At 62.7% G+C, this 21,011-nt stretch carries 19 protein-coding genes; 5 read left to right on the top strand and 14 right to left on the bottom strand.

Annotated elements, in window-relative coordinates:
- The first annotated feature begins 70 nt into the window (after positions 1-70).
- The gene (locus CP556_RS02945; RefSeq protein ID WP_098724257.1) at positions 71-556 is read left to right on the top strand and encodes a hypothetical protein; all 486 of its coding nucleotides are present in this window, start codon (positions 71-73) and stop codon (positions 554-556) included.
- 66 nt (positions 557-622) lie between these two features.
- Here the strand turns inward: CP556_RS02945 and CP556_RS02950 are convergent, their stop codons facing one another.
- Positions 623-1,234: a DUF7344 domain-containing protein gene (locus CP556_RS02950; protein ID WP_098727264.1), complete on the bottom strand. Its 612-nt coding sequence runs from the start codon at positions 1,232-1,234 to the stop codon at positions 623-625.
- A gap of 388 nt (positions 1,235-1,622) precedes the next feature.
- Here CP556_RS02950 and CP556_RS02955 point away from each other — a divergent pair, with 388 nt between their 5' ends.
- Positions 1,623-2,612 carry a DUF1616 domain-containing protein gene (locus tag CP556_RS02955; RefSeq protein WP_098724258.1) on the top strand — a complete coding sequence of 330 codons (990 nt, stop codon included), beginning with the start codon at positions 1,623-1,625 and terminating at the stop codon, positions 2,610-2,612.
- Positions 2,613-3,191 (top strand): metal-dependent hydrolase, encoded by a 579-nt coding sequence (locus CP556_RS02960; RefSeq protein ID WP_098724259.1) that lies wholly within the window; start codon positions 2,613-2,615, stop codon positions 3,189-3,191.
- A gap of 494 nt (positions 3,192-3,685) precedes the next feature.
- On the opposite strand, the gene CP556_RS02965 is transcribed toward CP556_RS02960, so the two are convergent.
- From CP556_RS02965 to CP556_RS02985, 5 genes are read right to left on the bottom strand one after another with little or no spacing between them, the layout of a single operon-like run.
- Entirely contained in the window at positions 3,686-5,668 is a 1,983-nt protein-coding gene (locus CP556_RS02965) for a hypothetical protein (RefSeq protein ID WP_098724260.1), read from the bottom strand.
- Positions 5,658-6,620, bottom strand: a complete 963-nt coding sequence (locus CP556_RS02970) for a glycosyltransferase (RefSeq protein WP_098724261.1) — start codon at positions 6,618-6,620, stop codon at positions 5,658-5,660. Before CP556_RS02970 ends, CP556_RS02965 begins: the two co-directional genes overlap by 11 nt.
- 2 nt (positions 6,621-6,622) lie before the next feature.
- Complete coding sequence (locus tag CP556_RS02975) at positions 6,623-7,693, bottom strand: DUF354 domain-containing protein (RefSeq protein ID WP_098724262.1); 1,071 nt, start codon at positions 7,691-7,693, stop codon at positions 6,623-6,625.
- Positions 7,693-8,781 carry a glycosyltransferase family 2 protein gene (locus CP556_RS02980; RefSeq protein ID WP_098724263.1) on the bottom strand — a complete coding sequence of 363 codons (1,089 nt, stop codon included), beginning with the start codon at positions 8,779-8,781 and terminating at the stop codon, positions 7,693-7,695. Before CP556_RS02980 ends, CP556_RS02975 begins: the two co-directional genes overlap by 1 nt.
- Entirely contained in the window at positions 8,781-10,181 is a 1,401-nt protein-coding gene (locus CP556_RS02985) for a nucleotide sugar dehydrogenase (RefSeq protein ID WP_098724264.1), read from the bottom strand. Before CP556_RS02985 ends, CP556_RS02980 begins: the two co-directional genes overlap by 1 nt.
- Before the next feature lie 355 nt (positions 10,182-10,536).
- Between CP556_RS02985 and CP556_RS02990 the strand changes: the two genes are divergently transcribed.
- Together CP556_RS02990 and glmS are read left to right on the top strand one after the other, a co-directional pair.
- Positions 10,537-11,184 (top strand): helix-turn-helix transcriptional regulator, encoded by a 648-nt coding sequence (locus CP556_RS02990; protein WP_098724265.1) that lies wholly within the window; start codon positions 10,537-10,539, stop codon positions 11,182-11,184.
- Between the two features lie 769 nt (positions 11,185-11,953).
- The gene (glmS, locus tag CP556_RS02995; RefSeq protein WP_098724266.1) at positions 11,954-13,765 is read left to right on the top strand and encodes a glutamine--fructose-6-phosphate transaminase (isomerizing); all 1,812 of its coding nucleotides are present in this window, start codon (positions 11,954-11,956) and stop codon (positions 13,763-13,765) included.
- 881 nt (positions 13,766-14,646) lie between these two features.
- Here glmS and CP556_RS03000 read toward each other — a convergent pair.
- The 8 genes from CP556_RS03000 to CP556_RS03035 form a co-directional block, all read right to left on the bottom strand.
- Complete coding sequence (locus CP556_RS03000; RefSeq protein ID WP_098724267.1) at positions 14,647-15,633, bottom strand: carboxypeptidase regulatory-like domain-containing protein; 987 nt, start codon at positions 15,631-15,633, stop codon at positions 14,647-14,649.
- 39 nt (positions 15,634-15,672) lie between these two features.
- Positions 15,673-15,873, bottom strand: coding sequence for a hypothetical protein (locus CP556_RS03005; protein WP_098724268.1), 201 nt, complete (start codon positions 15,871-15,873; stop codon positions 15,673-15,675).
- 227 nt (positions 15,874-16,100) lie between these two features.
- The gene (locus CP556_RS03010) at positions 16,101-16,292 is read right to left on the bottom strand and encodes a hypothetical protein (protein ID WP_098724269.1); all 192 of its coding nucleotides are present in this window, start codon (positions 16,290-16,292) and stop codon (positions 16,101-16,103) included.
- 101 nt (positions 16,293-16,393) lie between these two features.
- Entirely contained in the window at positions 16,394-16,573 is a 180-nt protein-coding gene (locus tag CP556_RS03015; protein ID WP_098724270.1) for a hypothetical protein, read from the bottom strand.
- Positions 16,574-16,781: 208 nt separating this feature from the next.
- Positions 16,782-17,177 carry a helix-turn-helix transcriptional regulator gene (locus CP556_RS03020; RefSeq protein WP_098724271.1) on the bottom strand — a complete coding sequence of 132 codons (396 nt, stop codon included), beginning with the start codon at positions 17,175-17,177 and terminating at the stop codon, positions 16,782-16,784.
- Between the two features lie 471 nt (positions 17,178-17,648).
- Positions 17,649-18,437 (bottom strand): 5'/3'-nucleotidase SurE, encoded by a 789-nt coding sequence (surE, locus tag CP556_RS03025; RefSeq protein ID WP_098724272.1) that lies wholly within the window; start codon positions 18,435-18,437, stop codon positions 17,649-17,651.
- Positions 18,438-18,609: 172 nt separating this feature from the next.
- A complete protein-coding gene (locus tag CP556_RS03030; protein ID WP_098724273.1) occupies positions 18,610-20,175 on the bottom strand; it encodes a small ribosomal subunit Rsm22 family protein in 1,566 nt (521 codons plus the stop codon).
- Entirely contained in the window at positions 20,172-20,984 is an 813-nt protein-coding gene (locus CP556_RS03035) for a prephenate dehydrogenase/arogenate dehydrogenase family protein (protein ID WP_098724274.1), read from the bottom strand. The genes CP556_RS03030 and CP556_RS03035 overlap by 4 nt, the downstream gene beginning before the upstream one ends.
- Positions 20,985-21,011: the final 27 nt, after the last annotated feature.

Consider the following 21,011-nt stretch of genomic DNA (forward strand, 5'->3'; position numbering starts at 1 on the left):
ACCCCTTTATTCCGTTCCCAACCGTTAAATCGTGAGAAGCCTTATATACCACGGGGTTTTAGCGCGGAATATGCGTCTGACGCCGTCTTGGCTGCGCTCTTCGTCGGGGGATTCCGCCGAAGAGCAGTTCGAGGATTCTGATGCGCTTTCCGGAGTGACGATGGTCTATGCTCCGGAAAGCGATTTTTCGGGGGACGGTACGATCGACACCCGTATCGGGGACTTCATTCCGGAATCCGATGCCGCCCTCGTCGCCGTCCTTGACGAGATGAGTACCCCAGTGACCGTCGATGAAGTCACCGATACGCTGGTCGAACCGGCTCGCCCATCGATCGAAACGTGGGCGACTATCCACGAACGACTCCATCAGAACCGCTTGCCGGCACTCGACGCGAAGGGTGCCATCGAGTTCGACGAAACACAGGGGTTGATCGAACGGTCCACGGATCAATCGGGCGTAGGTCGGTCACTCTCACGAGCGAAGCTTGCAGTGATCTCGGTCGGGATACTGCTCGTGCTCATCGTGTTCGTCTCGGCGTTTGTTCTCATTGCATAACGGAGAGAGCCACGAGCCTCGTTCCTGTATCGGTCACGCTGTCGCAGAACAGTTCACTAACTGTCGTCAGTTGACGAGCCGACTGATCGTGAGCACCGTAAAGAGCGAGAGGATGAGTGCGCTCAGGCCGATCCCCGAGAGGAACGAGGTAAACGGCAGCTCGATCACTGCACCGAGGAGGATCGCATAGGAGAGCACCGTTGCGCCGATATAGTAGTCCTCCCACTCCGGGCTCTCAACGCCCGTTTCGTCGACCGATTCGTCGGTCGAATCCAATTCGAGGTATTTGTCGACTCGATCAGCGAGGGGCTTTCGCTCGACGATGCCACGGTTCTGCTGGTAGTCGATCAGGCCAGCTTCGTCGAGCTTCGAGAGATGCGACTGATAGAGCGGGATGTAGACGCGCTGGCGCTGCGTGGACGTGAGTTCTTCGACGGTCGTATCGTGCTCCCACGCTGCGACCTGTTCTGCAACGTCGCGCATGCGTACGGGGCCGTCAGAGCCGCGGAGGTAGCGGAGAACCATCCGACGCCGTTCGTTTTGGAGAAGATGAAAGACATCGTCTTTCGAAAACGTCTGCTCCTCGGAGGGACAATCAGCTTCGTCAACCTCGACCTGAGCGTCATCGATCACACCCTGCTCATCATTCCCATCGGAGCTGATATGTTTCGCTTTCATTTCGACAATCATCCCTATTCAGGAGAGGGTAATAAAGGATAGAAATCGTGTATCTGAGAATTACTTGATTCACGTGATTTCACAACCGCCGATCTATCTTTTAGTTATTTTTATACCCACATAAACAGGCGTAGAGCTCCTAAATAGCCATATTTGAATAGGGGATAGGGTATTTATTTCGAGGACACACTCTATGTGGATTTCGGAAACTTATCCCGATTTTCAGATCATTCACGCTCCTATGGCGCGCAAGAATCGGCGCACGAAAACTGAGGGGATTTGTTGTCGAGATCGTTATAACTCAGCGTCAGACGACCGTCAGACCAACCCGTTATATCGGGCTTATATTGGCGATAATAAACCGCCACCGTCCCCTCGTGACGAGACAATGAGCGACAACCAGTTGTGGTATCTGGATCTGGCAGCCGTCGTCGCAGTCACTGGCGCCCTCACGCTCGGAATTCTTTCAGGAGTATCCGGCGCGATACGAATTGTAGTATCGATTCCGCTTATTCTCTTTCTTCCCGGGTATGCGCTTGTCTCTGCCCTCTTTCCGGACAAGCCCAACGACGACTATCGCTCCTTCGATCAGGAGAAAACCGGGCTCGGGAATCCGCTGTTAGTTAGTGGCGGACTCGAGGCGATCGAACGAACCATCCTGTCAGTGGTTTTTAGCGTTGCACTCGTCCCCGCGATTACCCTTTTTGCAAGCGTAACCCCTAGGGGTTTGACGCTCGAGCCGGTGCTCCTCGGACTGGCAGTTGTCACCGTCGCCCTGGCACTGCTTGCGATTGGTTCTCGATATCGCTGTCCGCCCGATAGACGGTTCGTTCCCGCCGTTTCGTCGATATCCCCGTTCTTTTCCCGGGGACGACCGAGTCCGTACGAGCGAGTTAACGTTCGCCCGTACAACATCGCCATCGTGATCGGAATCGGCCTGTTGCTCGCGAGCGCCGGGTTCGCCCTCGCAAACCCACCACAGCACGATGGATATACGGAGATTTCCGTGGAAACGGACAACGTCACCGGTGACACCGACACGATCTACGACTCGACGTATACCGCGGGGGAGAGCCAGGAGCTGCAGGCGACGATCACGAATCAGGAACACGAAGAGCGACAGTACACGACCGTGGTACTGCTCCAGCGGGTGAGTTCCGACGGTGAGACCGTGACCGTCAACGAGTCGGTCGAGATGGACAGGCAGAGCGCGACAGTTTCCGATGGCGACTCTCACCAGCAGACCCTCGAGGTCACGCCGACGATGCGAGGCGACGACCTTCGACTGACCCTGTTACTCTATGACGGCGAAGCGCCGGCGGAGCCGACGGCTGAGAACGCCTATCGCAAACTTCACTTGCCGATCGAGGTCTCATAGATGTGGCCGTGGGAGCATCTCGCGTTCGCGTACGTCCTGTACTCGCTGACCAGGAACGTGCTCTCTCGGACAGCACCCTCGACCCAGGAAACGATCGCCGTCGCTGTCGGCTCACAGTTTCCGGATCTGCTCGACAAACCGCTCGCCTGGACGTTCGGAGTTATGGAGACCGGATACGCTGTCGGCCACTCGATCTTTGCCGCGCCGTTCATCATTCTTGTAGCGTACGCGGTGGCCGCTCGTCGAGGGGACCGAATCCTCGCGGGTGCGTTCGCGTTCGCACACCTCTCGCACCCGGTTGCCGATCTGCTCAACCGCATACTCAGCGGACGAGCAGTCGACCTGCGGATCGTTCTCTGGCCGATCGAATCGCCGCCACCGGCCACGCAGGGCGGGTTCATCGATCATTTTGCCCGCTACTTCATCCAGTACGTGAACGCGATCGTCGCCGGCGGATTGACGCTGCAGGTCGTCTTTCAGTCGCTGCTCGCTCTCGCCGTTCTGGCACTCTGGCTGTTCGACGGTGCGCCGGTCGCTGCTGACATCTGGCGAGGGGTGCACGCCCAAAGACAGCAGTGAGCGGCAATCAAACGGCGTCGGAAGTGTCTCGAGCGAGCCACGACATATTCGACAGTGTTCGTTCTCGAGACGCTGCGTTCACTACTGCAGCTGTTCTCTTGGCCGCGTTGTCCGTTAGTCGACCGGGCGAACGACGAGCAAGTACCCGAACCGTCAGCCGTGACCACGGGTCGCAGTTGTGCCGCTACGTGTTCGCTCGAGCGAACCGCTGGTCGACACAGTGGCCGCGGCAGCGTGGCTTCTCGCCCTCGAAACGATGCGGGGTAAATACGCGGGCTGGTCGAACAAGCGGTACTGACCGTTCCGATACCGGTGAGACGCGACAGAAAGAAGCGATTGGGTCGATTCGTCGTCAGATCTATAGTAGCCACTGAACGTCATTGCACGCCTAATCGACCGACAGTTGTATGATCAGTGTGTGAATCATTTCAGTGGCTACTATACTTTCGATGATTCGAACGCCAGCGAACTGAAACCGCCGACGAGAGCGAGGATCAGTTTCCAGCCGGAGACGGCGTACAGAACGTTACATCACCGTTCGTGTAGACCGTCCCCTGATCCGGACGGCAGAGTTGCGCTCGAGAGGGGTTCATTATCTGCGCGTTCCCGTTGGCGTCCGGGAAGAACACCGCGTCGGTCGATTGCTCCGTTCGGTAGACCGTGTAGCTGTGATTCGTTGCACCGCCTTCAGGAACCGTCGCGGTCGTCGTCGATGGATAGGCACCAGTCCGATCGATCAGCGTCTGATACGGGTGGTCAGTGTGAAGTTGCTGATCCCTCCGAATTTCATCACCCGAGGGTGAGCCAGTCAGTTCGCCGATCGCCTGGGCCGCGGCGAGTTCCGTCTGGTCGTACGCGAGGCGCTCGTGGTGATCCGAGAAAACCGGGTTGTCGGCGTTGCTCCCGGGAGCGAGGACCATCGCGCCGGGAAAAACGAGCGAGAACAGGATCAACACGGTGACGGCGAGTGCCGGCGTCAGGCTCCCCCGAAGCGTCTGCAGTCCGATCGCACCGAGGATGGCCATCGGCGCGTAGAGGAACGCGAACCAGCGCGTGGGGATGAAGTTCCGGATGCCGAACATCGGCAATCCGAGGACGAACACGAGCATGAACGCCGCCGCAAGCAGGAGGGTGAACACCGACTGTTCGGCGCGTCGCCTGTGGACAACGTACAGACAGCCGACGAACGTTACTCCGAGCAAGAGTAGGAAGCCGAGCGCGTCCACGTAGGGAACCACCTGATCGATCAGCGACGGTGCGGCCTCGGCCCCTGCCTCACCGCCGTCGGACGAGGACGCGCTCGCGATATTGAGGAAGCCGGCGCTCTCCTCGAGTGTCTGTGAGAAGTAGCTCAGAACCGTGGCCAGGAACGACTCCTGTCGGTACGGCGTGAGCGACCAGACGAAGATCGTCAGCCCCAGATTGAAGACGACGAGCCCGACGAGGTTGACCGGTTTCTTCGTCCGGAAGACGCTCGTATCGAGCCGCGTCAGCCCCAGCGGACCGATCACGAACACGACCTGTGCGAGAAACGCCGCGAGCAGCAAGACGAGCATGATGAACGTCGACACCTGGTGCGTGAGGATGACGGCGACGCTCATCAGGAGGAGGAGGGAGAAGTCCCGGATCGTGTACTCGATCCGCATCACCCGGATCAGCGCGTACAGCATCCCGAGGAAGAAGACCAAGCCCAGACTCGTCGGGATGATATGCATTCCCCACCTCGCGACGTGACTCGAGAACGCGTAGAGCGCCGTCGCCAGCACCGCCCACCGCACCGGGACGAGCAGGTTCGTCGTCGAGTAGACGAGCAGGGCTGCCAGGGGCATCACGATTCCGACGGAGAGGTACAACGCGGCGCGAATCGGAACGTCGTACAGCAGTGACGAGGTGGCCACCAGCAGGTGGTAGAACGGCGATCCGTAGTGTTTGTCGTGAGAGATCGCGCTCAGGGACTCCTCCGTTAGAATCGCGTCGACGAACCCCTGGTGCGTCCAGATATCGATCCCGACGTACCCCGGCGTCGCGTACAGTGCGGTAAACCGGAAGACGAACGCGAAGCAGACGATCTGAAACACCAGCAGTCCGGGATGGAGGTCGCGGTCGCTCGCGAAGAGGACCTGGCCGATAACGAGCGTCCCGACGACGCTCGCCAGTCCGAAGAAGAGGAGGGTTCGCTCCCCCTGTATGACAGTGAGCGTCACGAGCGCGGCGAGTCCGACCAGCACGACACTCGGGAGCGCCATCGTCACCGCGGACGGGAGGGTCGGGAACGTCTGCGCGTCGTCCCGCTGCTGGTACAAGGAGAGAAGATACAGCGCACACGCGGTTCCGAGTACCAGCGGGACGGTATTGATGTACAGCTGCGACGTGAGGAATCGGAGCGGGAACAGCAGCGCTGCGAACAGGAACCCAGCGATCGCCGCGAGCGTGTCGAGTCGCAGCGGCCGCAGTTCCGACAACGAGCTAAACTTCATGACTGACCCCCGCTCGATGGGTCGTCCCGGTCGGCCGCTCGAGGACGCGACGATACACGTCGAGGAGCTGGTCGCCCATCGCCTCGAGCCCGAGCCCGTCGATCGCGTCGCGCCCGTTCGACCGACGAGCGCCGTCGAGGACGCGCTCGAGGCCGGCGGCGAGTTCGTCGTCGGTCGTCCCCACGACGCAGTCATCGACGTCGCCGATCGTCTCGCGGACGAAGCCGACGTCGGTCGAGACGATCGGGACGGTACAGGCGGCGGCCTCCTTGACGACCAGCGGCCCGCTTTCACGCGTCGATGTCACGAGGAGGACGTCGCTCGCGTTCATGTAGTAGGGCATTTCTTCGTAGGGGACGTCGTCGATCGTCCGTACCTCGAGGTCGACGTCGGCGCGGTCGGCGACGCGTTCGGCTCGCGGGAAGTCCTTGACGTCCCGACTCCGGTCGTACGGAAACAGCGCGACCCGCGCGTCGGTGTCCCACCCGATTCGATTGCGAGCCTCCTCGCGCGGGATCGGTCTGAACAGCTCCGTGTCGATGCCGAACGGGATCTCGACGTGTTCGGCGTCGAGTTCGCGGGACATCGCCGGGCTCGGGACGATCGTCGCGTCGGCGAACCGAGCGCCGTACCGGCTGATCCGACGGAGCCACCCCATGTCGCTCATCAGGTCCGTTCCCCAGAGGCTCAACACGACGGGACGGGTCGGCTGAGCGAGGAGGAACGGCGCGACGAGGCCGTAGTGGCCGTGGACGAGATCGTACTCGTCCGACAGGACGTGGGAGAGAACGCGCGGGTAAAAGCGGAGGTAATCCAGCGGCGTCCGTGGAGAGTCGGCACTGTACTCCCCGGGAACGCCGACGACGGTACACTCGATACCGCGGTCCTCGAGGACCGATATCTGCTGTTCGAAGAACGATCGCGTGGAGGTGATGAGATGAAGGACGTGCATAGTTAGCCAGGATTCGACGCGAGCGTCGATTTGTTCGGATCGGTTCCGGAGCCGGCCGTCTCGACCTCGCGGACGATGACGTCGGTGACGTCAGTCCGGTCGGCGAGGAGCCGGTCGCGTCGGCGCTGCCACGTCGATCGATCGCCGTCTTCGACGATCGATACCGCCCGCTCGAGCGATCGAACGTGGCGATCCTCGCCGTTGTAGCTGAAGACGAGATCGTACTCCTCGTCGAGTTCGGTCACGTACCCGAGCGCGAGCGAGTTCACGTACACCGCCGGCGTCCCGAGGACCGCCGCCTCGGCGGCCATCGTCGCACCCTCGCCGACGAAACAGTCCGCGTAGGCGAGCAGATCGTGCATTCGGTCCGGCGCCAGCGCGTACCGGTGGGACTCGAGTTCGGCCGGAAGATCGACTTCCGACGTGAGCAAGACGGTCGCGCCGGCGTCCTCGAGACGGTCGACGGCGTCGACGGGATCGTCGAATCCGCCCTGCCCGACGTCGTGCGAGGAGTCCCAGCTGCTCAACCGCATCACCACCAGGGTGTCGTCCGGTTCGAGCCCGGCGTCCGCGAGGACGGCGGGATCGGGGTCGAACCGGTCGGGGTGCAGGTACGCGAGTTCGTGATAGCCGGGGTACGTGCGGTGCTTCGAGCCGATGTCTCCCTGATAGCACTCGGGCGTACAGACGGCATCGGCGAACGGATACGCGAGTTTCGTGATGATCGTCGCGTGTTCCGTGTCGTAGAAGACGACGCTCTTCGCACCGACCACCGACGCGACGTGAGCCGCGGCGACGCCGCCGATCGCCGTGATCACGTCCGGCTCTATCCGTCGCGCCCGTCGCAGGAGCCGCGTCTCGTAGGTCGCCTGCACGGCCGCCAGCGAGAACAGCGAGTTCGACTCGCCGGCCAGCACCTCGTGGTCGATTCCCGCGCGCTCGAGCAGTTCGACCGTCACCTCGTTTTCGCGGGCGAAGATGTGGAGCTCGTGGCCCTGCGACTGGAGCTCCCGGATCGCGTGCTTGAAGAAGTGGACGTGACCCGGATGCTGGATCGTCACGATCGCACGCATCAGCGACGCACCCCCAGTTCGGCGTTGTCCCTCGCGTCGGTTCGCATCGCGACTAGGAACAGCCCGACGCTGGTGAGGAACGCGAACGCGGCCGCGGTCGGTTCGCGCACCGACGCCTCGCCGTCGACTGCGTTCACGCCACCGAGGGTCGCGATCGCGGCTGCGGCCGCCAGCACGGCCATCCCCGCCGCGTAACAGAGGACGGTGGGGTGCAGTCTATCGACGGCGAACTGAGCCGTCATCCGCTGACAGAAGCCACGCAGGAGCGTGATCGAGGTGACCGGGATAAAGGTCTTGTACTCGATCGTACTCTCCTCGTCGGCGTAGACGGCCGGCATCGACACGTCAGCGACGCGCATCTCCGCGATGTTCAGTCGGACGAGCAGGTCGTTGGGATACTCGTGATCGTCCGGAAGCGCCTCGATATCGATCGCCGACAGCGCGTCGTGAGAGATCGCAGTGTACCCGTTCTGGGGGTCCTGCAAGCGCCAGTAGCCGCTCGCGATCTTCGTGAGCTGGGTCAGGACCCAGTTACCGAACAACCGGAACGGTGGCATCTCCCGACGCGAGGCCCGATCGGCGAGTCGGTTCCCCTTCGCGTAGTCGGCGTCGCCCTCCACGATCGGATCCAGGAGCGTCGGGAGCTGATCCGGATCCATCTGTCCATCAGCGTCCATCGTGACCGTGATATCGATGTCGTCGTCGTCGCGTGCGCGAACATAACCGGTTCGCAACGCGCCGCCGGCACCCTGATTCTCCGCGTGCCGAATGGGGACGATTTCCGGGTCCACGACTGCACCGCCGTCCGGGAGGGACGCGCGGAGTTGCTCGCTCTCGTCCTCGAGCGCATCGTTCTCGGACGCCCCAGTCTCGGGACGGCCGCTTTCGAGCGCGTCGCTTTCGACTCGATCTCCCTCCCTCGAGGCGGCCGCGTACGTCTGAATGATCCGCCAGGTGTCGTCCGTCGAGTCGTCGTCGACGGCGTAGATGCGGTCGACGAAGTCGGGCATCGTCGCGAGGACGTCACCGACGTGATCTTCCTCGTTGTACGCCGGGACGATCACGCCGATCGTGTGTCTTCGGTACATTATAAACTGCGATAGACGAGTTCGGCGTCGGCTGCATCGTTCGGTTCGAACGCGCCCGCGATGTCGATCAGTGCGGCGTCGTCGTCGAGGTCTGCCGCGACATCGTCGAGTTCGATATCCTCGAACTCCGAGTGCGAGGTCGTGAGGAGGACGGCGTCGAATCCGTCGAACGAGAGCGATTCCTGAATGTCGATGTCGAACGAGTTTCGGATCTCGTCGTGGTCGGCGTACGGATCGTATCCCGCGACATCGATATCGAACTCGTGGAGGTGGTCGACGACGTTCGCGACCTTCGAACTGCGGATGTCACCCACGTCCGACTTGTACGCGAGTCCGAGCACCAGCACGCGGCTCTCTCGCAGTGTCTTATGACACTCGTTGAGCGCCTTGATCGTCAACTCGGCGACGTGGTTCGGCATCGACTCGTTGACCTTCCGGCTCGTGAGCATCAGTTCCGGATCCACACCGTCTCGCTTCGCGCGATGCGCGAAGAAGTACGGATCGACCGGAATGCAGTGCCCGCCGACGAGCCCCGGCCGGTAGTCGTGGAAGTTCCACTTCGTCCGCGCCGCCTCGAGCACCTCTCGCGTGTCGAGCCCCATCTGTTCGAAGGCCATCGATAGCTCGTTGACGAGCGCGATGTTGACGTCGCGCTGGATGTTTTCGATGACCTTGCAGGCCTCGGCAACCTCGATCGACGGGGCGGGGTGGACGCCCGCGTCGACGACCGATTCGTACAGCGTCGCGACGTCCTCGAGGACCGTGTCGTTTTGCGCACCGACCACCTTGACGACGTCCTCGAGCCCGTGGTCGTTGTCGGCCGGCGTCGCGCGTTCGGGCGAGTAGCCGACGAAGAAATCCTCGCCCGCGCTCAGCCCGGACGCGTCCTCGAGCGCCGGGACGAGGATCTCGCGCGTCGAGCCCGGGTAGACGGTCGACTCGAGGACGACGGTGGTTCCGGGATCCAGTTTCGACCCGACGGTCGTCGCCGCGCTCTCCACGTAGCCGAGGTCCGGCTGCTCGTCGTCGTCGATCGGCGTCGGAATCGCGATGATGACGTAGTCGGCCTCGGTGATCGTGGTCGCGTCGGTCGTATAGGAGATATCGCCGTCCTGTATGGCGTCGTCCGTGAGGTCACCGGTCGTGTCGATACCCTCCTGTAGTCGGTCGACCGTCACGTCGTCGACGTCGTAGCCGATCACGCGGTAGTCCGACTGCGCGAATCCGACCGCGAGCGGGAGGCCGACGTATCCCAGTCCGACGACGCAGATCGTCGCCTCGCGGGTCGATTGCTCCGTTGTGTGCTCGAGGGTGGTTCCCTCACCGCTCGATTCGAGCGCGTACTGACCGCTCGCTCGCTCGTCCGCTCGCTCTTCCGTATCGCCAATTATCGTGGTCATGAGTGATCGTTATCGCGTGACCGTCACACGACCGAGTGCGACGGTGACTGTTCGAAAGTGGACGCCCGCCATCGGCGGGGCGCGCCGTAATAATCGAGAAGCCGCCGTCGGGGGTTTACTATACCCCGGATAAACGATTGCAAGCGTTCCACGCAGTGAAACCGGGAACGGGCGGGCGCTATCGACGGCAATGGCCAGTCAACGGCTCGGTGCCAGGATGAGAGCTTAAACCGTTGTTAAACGCTCCTATACGAACTCATAATGAAGGTCCCCAAAGCCGGAGTATCAGTACGGTCGGCGAGTTCACGTCATCGTGACTCGGATCACGCACCGGCCGCCACAGAACCGCGTAATCATGGTGTCCAATCCCCAGATCGGAGTCGGAGCCCAGCTCGCATCGATTCACAGCGCCGTCTCGATCGGAACGGGTCCGGCTTCGACTCACCACCAGGGTGCCTACGCGATTCCCTCGAGGGCGATTGTCCCCGGGGCTGGCGATCACCCCGATGGACCGTTGTCCGCGATACAACTGCTTCGCGTGTCGTCGTTCTGGGAAACGGCCCTGATCGCGGTTCTATTCCTGCTGATCAGCGCACTCATCGGGATTCGAATGGGCGACGTGCTGTCGAAACGCGAACTCGAGATGTCGTCGCTCCCGTTCGTCGTGAACGCAGCGGGTAACACGGACGAATCAGTCCACACGCATGCGGACGATCACTGGGCGTCCGAATCGTATCTGTCGCCCGAAACGCCGCCGAAGCTCCTGAGCGACGAGGGCAAGGTCGTCCGGCTGCTCGTCGCAAACGACGGTCGCATTCGCCAGCACCAGATCGCGGACGAAACGGGCTGGTCGAAGTCAAAAGTCAGCAGGATCTGCTCGCAGATGCACGCTGACGGGACGATCGAAAAGCAATCGGTCGGTCGAGAGAACGTCATCGTCTTCTCCGAACCACTGCCCGACGACGAGACGCGGTCTACTGAGATTGGGAACCCACACCCGTAAGCACCTGACGACCACAGCAGTATCCGTGACGACTACAGCAGTGTTCTTGGCGACTATAGCGGTGTTCGACCGGGGATATCGTTGTTTCACGGACCGAATCAGTTTCCACCGACTGCATCGCTGCCGTAGCGATCCGGTTTCGAACTCGGTCCCCGAACGACGCGGGTTTTGAGCCGCGGGAATGCGAACGGTGAGCGAAGCGAGCCGTGAGCGAGAACCGCAGGCTGTGCGATCGATATGTGAATCGTTCAATGGCTACGAGAGTGTCTCGCGTGGCAGTTTGTACTTCGACAGGGCCGTGGCTGCAAGTCAGTGCATCGTATCAGCGGACCGGTCTCGGTCACCCATTCGACCGACGACGGCCGACAGTGCACTCGGTTTACCCGTCTCGAAGCGATCTCTCACCGCGGCACGGGAAAACTGTACGAATGTCATGCTCTGTTGTGACAACGGGCGGAGTGAGACGTGAAGCCGAAGTTGGAAAAACGAATGGGGTGTTATGCACTCGATAGTTCGCATGATATTCGCAGTACGGTCTTATTCGTGGTATAGTAATGCCCGCTGTTGCCCGTGGTAGGAGTAGCGCCCGATCCGTCGGCAGTGAACGGATGGGCTCGATGATACCAATGACACGAAACAGTCCTCCACGGAAGGCAGCGGTCTCGAACCGACTTGCGACAGCCGTCACAACCGCCGATCGCTCCGCCGACCACCGTTCTGATAGTGTAGCGTGGTCACTGGCCACCGCTCAAACGGCGGTGATCGGCTGATGTGCGGTATTATCGCGCGGATCGGTCACGGAAACGCGGCGGAGTCGCTCCTCACGGGGCTCGAGAACCTCGAGTACAGGGGATACGACTCGGCGGGGATCGCCGTCCAGAACGGCTCCGGGGTCAAGGTCCACAAGTGTTCAGGTGAGGTGTCCCGCCTCAAATCGAGCCTGAACGGACAACCGCACGGAAACATGGGGATCGGCCACACCCGATGGAGCACCCACGGGCCGCCGACCGACGAAAACGCCCATCCGCATACGGATACGGCGGGTGACGTCGCGGTCGTCCACAACGGGGTCATCGATAACTACGACGAACTCAAGGCTGAACTCCGGGCGAAGGGCCACGAGTTCGACAGCGACACCGACTCGGAGGTCATCCCGCACCTCATCGACGAATACCGAGAGGAAACCGGTGACACCGAACAGGCGGTCCGCCGGGCCGTCGACACGCTCGAGGGGAGCTACGCGATCGCCGCGATCGTCGACGGCGAGGAAGCGGTCTACGCCGCACGGAAGGGCTCGCCGCTCGTCCTTGGCCTCGACGACGAGGAGTGGTACCTCGCGAGCGACGTGCCGGCGTTTCTCGAACACACCGACGAGGTGATCTACCTCGAGGACGGCGATATCGTGGTTCTCGACCCGGACTCCTACCAGATTTCCGATCTCGACGGCACCCCGATCGAGCGATCGACCGACACCGTCGACTGGGATCCGGAGGACGCGGGCAAAGGCGAGTACGACCATTACATGCTCAAGGAGATCAACAACCAGCCGACCTCCCTCGCCAATACGATCGAGGGACGGATCGAAGACGGCGACGTCGCCTTCGAGAGTCTCCCGCCCGGCTCGTTCGCCGATATCGACACCGTCCAGTTCGTCGCCTGCGGGACGTCCTATCACGCGGCGATGTACGGCGCACAGCTAGTGCGAGAGGCCGGCCTCCGAACCGAGGTGCTCCGCGCGAGCGAGTACGGGTCCACGTCCGGGCCGGTCGACGAGAACACGCTCGTCATCGCGGTCACCCAGAGCGGCGAGACCGCCGACACCCTCGATGCGGTCCGGAAAGCGGCCGAGCGCGGTGCTCGGTCGCTCGCCGTCACGAACGTCGTCGGTTCGACAGCCGCGCGCGAAGCCGACGATGCGGTCTACATCCGCGCCGGCCCGGAAGTCGGCGTCGCAGCGACGAAGACGTACTCCTCGCAGGCGGTCACGCTCGCGCTGCTCACCCAGCGAATCGCGGCGGACGTCCCGGAGGGGACTCCCGCCGACGATCGAGCGGGGATGCTCGAGGCGCTCAAGGACCTCCCGGAACACGTCGAGGCCGTCCTGGAGACGAGTCAGGCGGAAGCGCTCGCCCAAGACGTGTTCGATAGCAAGTCGTACTTCTTTATCGGTCACGGACTCGGCCACTCGGTGGCCCTCGAGGGCGCGTTGAAGTTCAAGGAGATCACCTACGAGCACGCGGAAGGGTTCGCTGCCGGCCAACTCAAACACGGCCCGCTCGCCCTCGTCACCGATGAGACGCCGGTGTTCGCCGTCTCGACAGGTAGTGACAGTGATAGTAAGACGAAGACGAACGCGATCGAGGCCCAGTCCCGCGGCGCGCCGATCGTCGCCGTCGGACCGGACGATCAGTCCCTCGTCGACGTCGCCGACGACCACCTGTCGGTGCCCGACACCCACCCCGTCTGGGCCGGCCTGCTCGCCAACGTCCAACTCCAGTTGCTCTCCTACTACGCCGCGAGACAACTCGACCGCCCGATCGACAAACCGCGCAACCTCGCGAAGAGCGTCACAGTCGAATGATCGTCTCGTTTCTCGAGTAACGTCTTTTCGACGCGTCCGTTCGACACCGACTGCGGCAGTTCTCGAACCGATACCGGACGGAACCGGTCGCGTGTATCCAGCGAACGGTGAGCCACATCGCTCGGAGCGACGGGATCACAGGGCTCGTCCGTCCGCTCGAGCGATCGAGAGACGACGGCAGAGACCACACGAACCTGGACATCGAGCGGTCACGCACACCGATAACAGCAGGCAGCCATACACACCCGAAACGCTGAGCGATCACGGACACTCGGACTGCCGAGGTTCGAGCGTTGGCAGCCACGATCGCCCGCAGCGAGACGAGCGATACTCGACGTGCTGTCGAGCCGAGTATCGAGGCGATATGGCGGAACGATCCCGTCCTCGCTCACTCCGTTCTCACCCGAATACGTCGGTGATCTCCGGAACTACGCCGCAGCAGGCGTGGTACGCGCCAGGTACAGGATACCACTCCTCTCGAGTAGTCACGAGTAGTCGTTTCACGTGACTCCGATATCCGATCGATCACGGGCATTCCTCGAGGAGAGGGACGCTCGTTGCCACCGCATTTGCACTGCTCCCTGCCATCGATTCCAGTGAACACGGTGATCGATGGTGGGACAGGTGATCGGATGATGAACCGAGGCCGATAGTACGGAATCGTAAAACGAGTGTCGAAGGGCTTTGCACGCTTCGTGGCTCTGTTCGCGTTTGAGGTCCGATCAGCGAGCGAGTCGCTGAGCGGTGTCCCTACCGGCACGAGAAAGAGTCCGGGTCACGTCGACGCTCGAACAACCAGTCGATCGGCGAACGTACCGGTGCGATCGATTCTGAGAAACGGTGAAAACGAATGATAAAATCGTAGCTGAACCGAATCGGTGCTAGTTGTCAGCTATCTCGTATTCCAACCGCATTGTGTCGTCACCATCGAACTCGACTGTCTGTTCCTCCGACTCGTTCCCGTCCACAGTCACGGTCAACGAATACTCGCCGTTCTCGCGCTCGAAGTCGACCTCGCCGTTCTGGTCGACGGTTTTCTCCTCTTTCCCTCGAACGTCTCCAAACGTTTCCCGCTCGAGCGCAACGGTCGCATTGTCGAGCGTGTCGCCGTTCTGGTCTTGCACGATGAACGTCACCGTGCTACTATCGTCGCTCGACTCGTCACCGTCCGAGCCGTCGCCATCGTCCGAGCTGTCGTCTTCTTCCTCGAGCGTCAGCTCGATCGATTCGTCGTCGCCGTCGATCTCGACGCTGTCTTCAGCGGACTGGTATCCGTCCGTGTTCGCGGTGACGCTGTAGGTGCCGTCCTCGACCTCCCACTCGACCTCGCCGTCTCCGCCGGTCGTTTTCTCGTCGCTGGAGGCGTCATCGAGGCTCACGTCGGCCCCGTCGATCGCGTTACCGTCTTGGTCTATCACGGACACTGTCAACGCGTGTGTTCTGTCGTCGCCGTCGTTACTATCTCCGTTGTCACCACCGTCGCTGTCATCGCCGTCAGTATTGCCATCATCACTATCGCCATCGCCGTCGCTGTCGTCCCCACCGTCGCCGGTATCGCTGTCACCACTGTCGGTATCGCCATCACCACTATCGCCGGTATCGCCGTCACTGCCGTCGGTATCATCGGTTTCGTTCCCACTGCCAGCGTCCGCGGCGTCGCCGTCCGACGAGTCGATATCGTCGGCCGGTTGGCTCGAGTCGTCAAATCGGTCGGTGACCGATCCGATGGCGCTGCTGACGGATGCCCCGCTCGCAGCGAGTACCAGTCCGGCCAGGAGGAAGACGATGCCACTGATAGTGAGTAAAACCTGGACGCTGCGCTGAATCGATCGGGTCTTCGTGCCGTGTTGTTGGGTGTTGCGGCTCATTATCGGTAATTGAGGGATTGCAATCCGGTGATCAGTGGGTTACGCACTCGTCGTCTCGCTGACCGCTGCGACCGTCAGTCGTCGTCGGGCCGCGGGCGGCCAGTCGGTCGTCTCCGCCCTCGAGCGATCAGTTTCCGCTGTCGAAACGACCACGCTCTCGGTCGACTGTCGATTCAGACGGCCGTTGGAGGCGTTGTACTGGTCGTACCGCTCGTCGCGGACGAGTATGCGAGATTTCATTACGCGATACTTTCGCTGTTCGGCGGTTCACTATACGGATCATAAAGCCGTTTCAATGGGACAAATGCCCCCGCTCAGAGCCTGAATGACGAGGAGCGTCGCCGTTGATTCGGACCGGTGATACCGTTTCGAACACCGTGGGATCCCGTGAGTTCGAGTACCCTGAACGACGACCAGAGTAGCCACTGTCGCCCTGCGCGTATTTCTCCCCGGCAGCACTACTCGGATCAGTCGCCGTCGGGGTCGGGCCCGAGACCGTCATTCGAATCGTCAACCGGTTCGAAGTCGGTCGAACCGCACGAACAGCCGTCCTGCCCGATGATCTGAATCTCGCCGTCCGGCCACCGTCGCGCCGCGTAGGCGGATCCACACGCCGTACACGCTGCGAGCACCCTCGTTACATCGTCTTTGTGCGCCATCCCCATCGTGACGTAGGAAAAACACCGGAATCAAGGTTTCCACTCGAGGGGAAGTGTCACGAAAGCGGACCGGTTACACACCGGGCCGACGCTATGGGGCATCAGTCCCGATAAACGATGTACCCCTGCGCCTCGAGTTCCTCGAGCACCTCGTCGGGGACCGTCGCCTCCGGCGCGCTCGTCTCCGCGTACTCGAGTTCGGTGTCGCCGACGACCTCGAAAGCGTAGTCGGTTCCCTCGTAGTCGACGACGACCCGTGCGTCTTCGATCGTGAGATCCATCGGAATCGGCTCCGCGTACGCCGACGCCGCGTATAAAGATGGGGCGGGAGATGGCTGGGTGACAGCGTTCGTCGGAACGGAGAACGGATGACACGTACTGATCGAACCCGCCGCTCTCGAGTCGAAGGCCGGCTCGGTGGGGATCGAACGTCGCCGTCGTTTCGGGGGAGGGGAACTGTGCCGTCGTTTGGGGCGGGAGACCGGGCTGTTATTCGTTGAGGTGACCGCGATAGCCTTTCGGTTCGAACCCGCGTCGGCAGATCACGCGCTTGCGACCGACGGTGATGGCGCTGACCTGGTCGTCGTCCTCCATCCGGTCGATAACGTCTTCGAGTCGATCCGTCGACCACCCCGTTTCCTCGCGAATGGTCGATTGGTCGACGCGACCGCCGCGTTTGACGAGCAATCGGAGAATTTTGTCCTCGTCCGGGAGGTCGTGTTCGTCGACGCCGTACTCGATTTCTTCGGCATAACTTAACGTTTCGTCGTCGGATTCCTCGCTCGTTTTCTCGCTCGATGTCGATGCAGACTCGCTCGCTCGGGACTCGTCGGACGACCCGCTCCAGAGAGACGAGATGCGAGTCCAGAGTGTATTGAATACCATCTATTGATCACGCTCCATTGGAACTATCATAAGTTGAACGCCCACCTACCTTGGTTTTATGTTTTGGAAATGACATGGTTGCAAGCCGGCGATTACGGCGTGACTATCGTGACGGTTCCGTCGTCGAATAGCCGCTTCCTTGCGACCCGCAAGCCAGTTATCACTTTGAGCGACCGACAGGCTCGCCGACAACGCGATTCCGACCGAGGCGCTCATCTACCACTCGGTCGATACTGCGGTAGTCACCGATTTCCGCGTCTCGAGCCCTGTTACCGGTCGTAACACGGGAACACTGTTACCACTTGCGACACGCGGTTCGCGCCGTCCGTTCGAGCGGGTGTCGACGCGACTCGCTCGCACCGAGTGACGCGCCGACAGTTGTCAGCGGCGTCGCCTTACCCCCAAGCGAGCCGAGACGTGACCGTCGCTGTATCCGATCACGCGCTGCCAGGAGAAGCGAATGTAGCCGTCTCAGAGACTGCTGTAGGTGTCAGCGAGCGCGTCGAGCGCCTCGTGGTGGTTCGTCGAGTGAGGCGCGGTCAGCGGCGAGACGCTGATACGGCCCTCGACGACCGCGCGGCGGTCGGTGCCCTCGGGATCGGGAAGCCCGTCGGGGGTCATGTCCTCCCAGACGCGGTCGTGAAGGGTAACGTGTGCGCCGTCGCGTTCGGCGTCCATCTCGTAGCGTTTCGAGGGGCGCGTGACATCGATCGGGGCGGGTTCGCCGTCCGGCAGCGGAACGTTGACGTTGAGATAGGCGGCGTGGTCGAAGACGCCGGCCTCGAGCGCGCGCTCGGCGAGATAGCTCGTGACGCGGGTCGCTTCGGCGTAGTCGTCGTCGGATACCTCGGTCTCCGCGAACGGCGTGTCGTCGACGGGGACGTACAGCGAGGTCGCGATCGCGGGGACGTCGAAGAAGGCGGCCTCGACGGCCGCACTGATCGTTCCCGAACGACCGAGGACGTACTCGCCGAGGTTCGCTCCCTTGTTACAGCCGGCGACGACGAGGTCCGGAAACGGGCCGAGTTCGGCGAGGCCGGCGACGACGCAGTCAGCAGGGGTCCCGTAGACCGCATAGCCCAGTTCGTGGTCGTCGACCTCGACTTCGTGGGAAAGCGACCGGCCGCAGGCGCTTCGGTCGTCGGCCGGCGCGACGACGGTCACGTTGGCGTGCTCGGAGAGGGCGTCGTACAGCGCCCTGATACCGGTGCTGTCGATCCCGTCGTCGTTGGTCAACAGGATCTCGAGGTCGTCGCTCATGTCACGCCGGTCGGTCGGCGGTACGAAAAGCCCACCGCTTTTCCGTCTCGTGCGATTCGGTCGGCTGTCTCGGGTGGGTTGGTCGACCGTTTTAGGCGATCCGCTGTCACCGTGTCCCGGCGCACCGCGACCTGCCAGACGGGCGCGCCGAAACAGACTACCAGTAACCGCCTCAGCCGATTCGATCGACGACCGTCTCCTCGTCGACGACCAGATTGTAGGCTTCCTCGTCGTCGTTCCAGAGCGCGAGGATGCGTTCGAACGTGCAGACCTCGCCATAGTCGGCCTCGAGTAGCGGTCTGTTGAGCGACGTTTCGTTCGTCACGACGGCGTAGTGATCGACGGCTTCGCTGCCGTCGCTGATCTTGAACAGCGGATTCGACCGGCCGCCGCGGCCGCCGTTCCCGTCGCCGTCCCCGCTTAACGACCGGCTAAGCTTCGCCGCCACGATATCGATCCGGTTCGTGACGTGGCGTCCCATCTCGGCCATCTTCGCCCACTTGTTCGTCTCGAGCGCCATATCGATCCGTCGACGACCGTCGAGGCGCAGGAGCGAGTAGGAAAACTGGACGTCGACGTTGACGAACTCGCCGGGTGCGTGATCGTCGTCGTCGGCCGGCGCGGCCTCGTCGAGACGCCGCTGGAAGTCCGGAACGGCGAGATCCGGGCGGACGTCGAACGACCAGCCCCGGTCCGACGGGGTTTCACCGGGCCAGAGCCTGACGGCGGGACCGTAAACGGTCACCGCTCCGCGACGATAGGCTGCCGAGTCGGAATCGCCAGACGCGTCGATGTCTACGGCCGCTCGGTCCCAGAGACGCTCACCCTCGAGGTCCCGTTCCACCTCGCGCAGTCCCACGCTGGTGTTCTTGTCCGCAGGCGCCATCGCGAGCAGCGCCCCCTCCGGCGCGAGCGTCTCGAGGAACGATCGCGTGACTTCGGCGGGATCCTCGAGTTCGCTCAGGACGTTGCAGGCGAGGACGAGATCGAAGCCGTCGTCCGGTGCGGTGGGATCGAACCCATCGCCGGAACCGCCACCGTTCACGGCCTCGCTCGGATCGAACGCCTCCGCGGTGGTCCGGTGAATCGTCGTGTGGACGTTCCGCCCCGTCTCCGCGAGCAGTTCCTCGAGCACGTCCGCGGCCGCGCTCGGCTCGATCGCGTGATACTCGAGCAGGGAATCGTCGGGGAGGTAGTCACAGAGGCCGAGCGCGGGGCCGCCGACGCCAGCGCCGATATCGAGGACCCGAAGCTTCCGGCCCAGTAGCCCCCGTTCCGCGAGATCGTCGAGCGCGTACTGCACCGCCGCGTAATAGGCCGGAAGGTGGTAGATCGCGTACCCCGCGGCCACGTCGTCGTCGTACTCGACCGGTCGCCCGTCGAGGTAGCTCGCTTTGAACCGACGGATCGTCGAGCGGAGCAGGTCCCCCGACGCGCCGCCCTCCCAGTTCGGGCCATACCGATCGGCGAGCAGGTCCTCGAGCCGGCGTTCGTAGTCGGCTGGAAGCCGTTCGATCGGTCCCCCCAGGGGCTGAACCGGCTCGTCGTCGACCGGAACGAACAGCCCGTCGTCCCGCTCGAGGAGTCCGAGGTCGGCGGCCTCCTCGCGGAGGAGTTGTCTGACCACTGCCGGATGGGGCGCCCCCTCGACGTACTCGCAGATCTCCTCGGGGTCGATCGGCCGGACGTTGCGCAGATACTTCGCGTTCGATCGAACGGCGTCTCGATGGTCGCTCACGTGGTGTTCCCTCCGGTATCGCGTCGTTCGTCGCGTTCGTCACCTTCGTCGTGTTCGTCGCGTTCGTCGCGTTCGTCGTGCCAGTTCGCGGCCGCCTCCCGATACAGCGCCTCGAGCTCCTCGGGTCCGGCAGCGGCGATTTCGGCGGCGGCGTCGGCGACGGCATCCGCGCCGTCGAACGTGTCCTGAATATCGGCGTAGACACGCGGCGTGCCCGCGGTCATCTGGCGGGCGAGTCGCCGCAACTCCTCGTAGATCGGCGTTTCGAACCCGTCGGGGACCGACTCCGCCACGAGGGCGAAAGAGAGAACCGCGGCGTGGGTCGCCGCCTGGACGGTTTCCATAGCCTCGTCGTGTTCCACGGCCGTCGTCTCGAGCAGTTCGTTCCCCCGTTGTTCGAGGGCCGTAAGTAGCTCGTCGGTTACCGGCCCCGAGCGAGCCCGGACGACGGCGATCGAGCCGGGTGCCCGCTCGGGTGCGAACAGCGGGTGCAGGCTCACGCGTTCCAGCTCCGGAGCGTGACGTTCCATCGCCGTGATCGCGGGCTCCATCACACCCGACACATCGACGATCGCTCGCTCGGCGCGGTCGGCCTGCGCGGCGATCGCATCGGTCACGTAGGCCATCGGCACCGCGAGACAGACGACGTCGAACGTCGTCTCCCCCTCGAGGTCGGTGACATCCCCTCCGACCGTCTCGGCCGCGGTCGCCGCCGCGTCTCGGTCGAGATCGGCGAACGTGACCCGGGCGTCGATCCCGTCCCCGAACCACGTCCCCATCGACCCCGCGCCGACGATCAGTACGTCCATCGCCCGCCCCTACCTGCCGACGTTGCA

Source organism: Natrinema sp. CBA1119 (genome assembly GCF_002572525.1).
Taxonomy (GTDB): domain Archaea; phylum Halobacteriota; class Halobacteria; order Halobacteriales; family Natrialbaceae; genus Natrinema.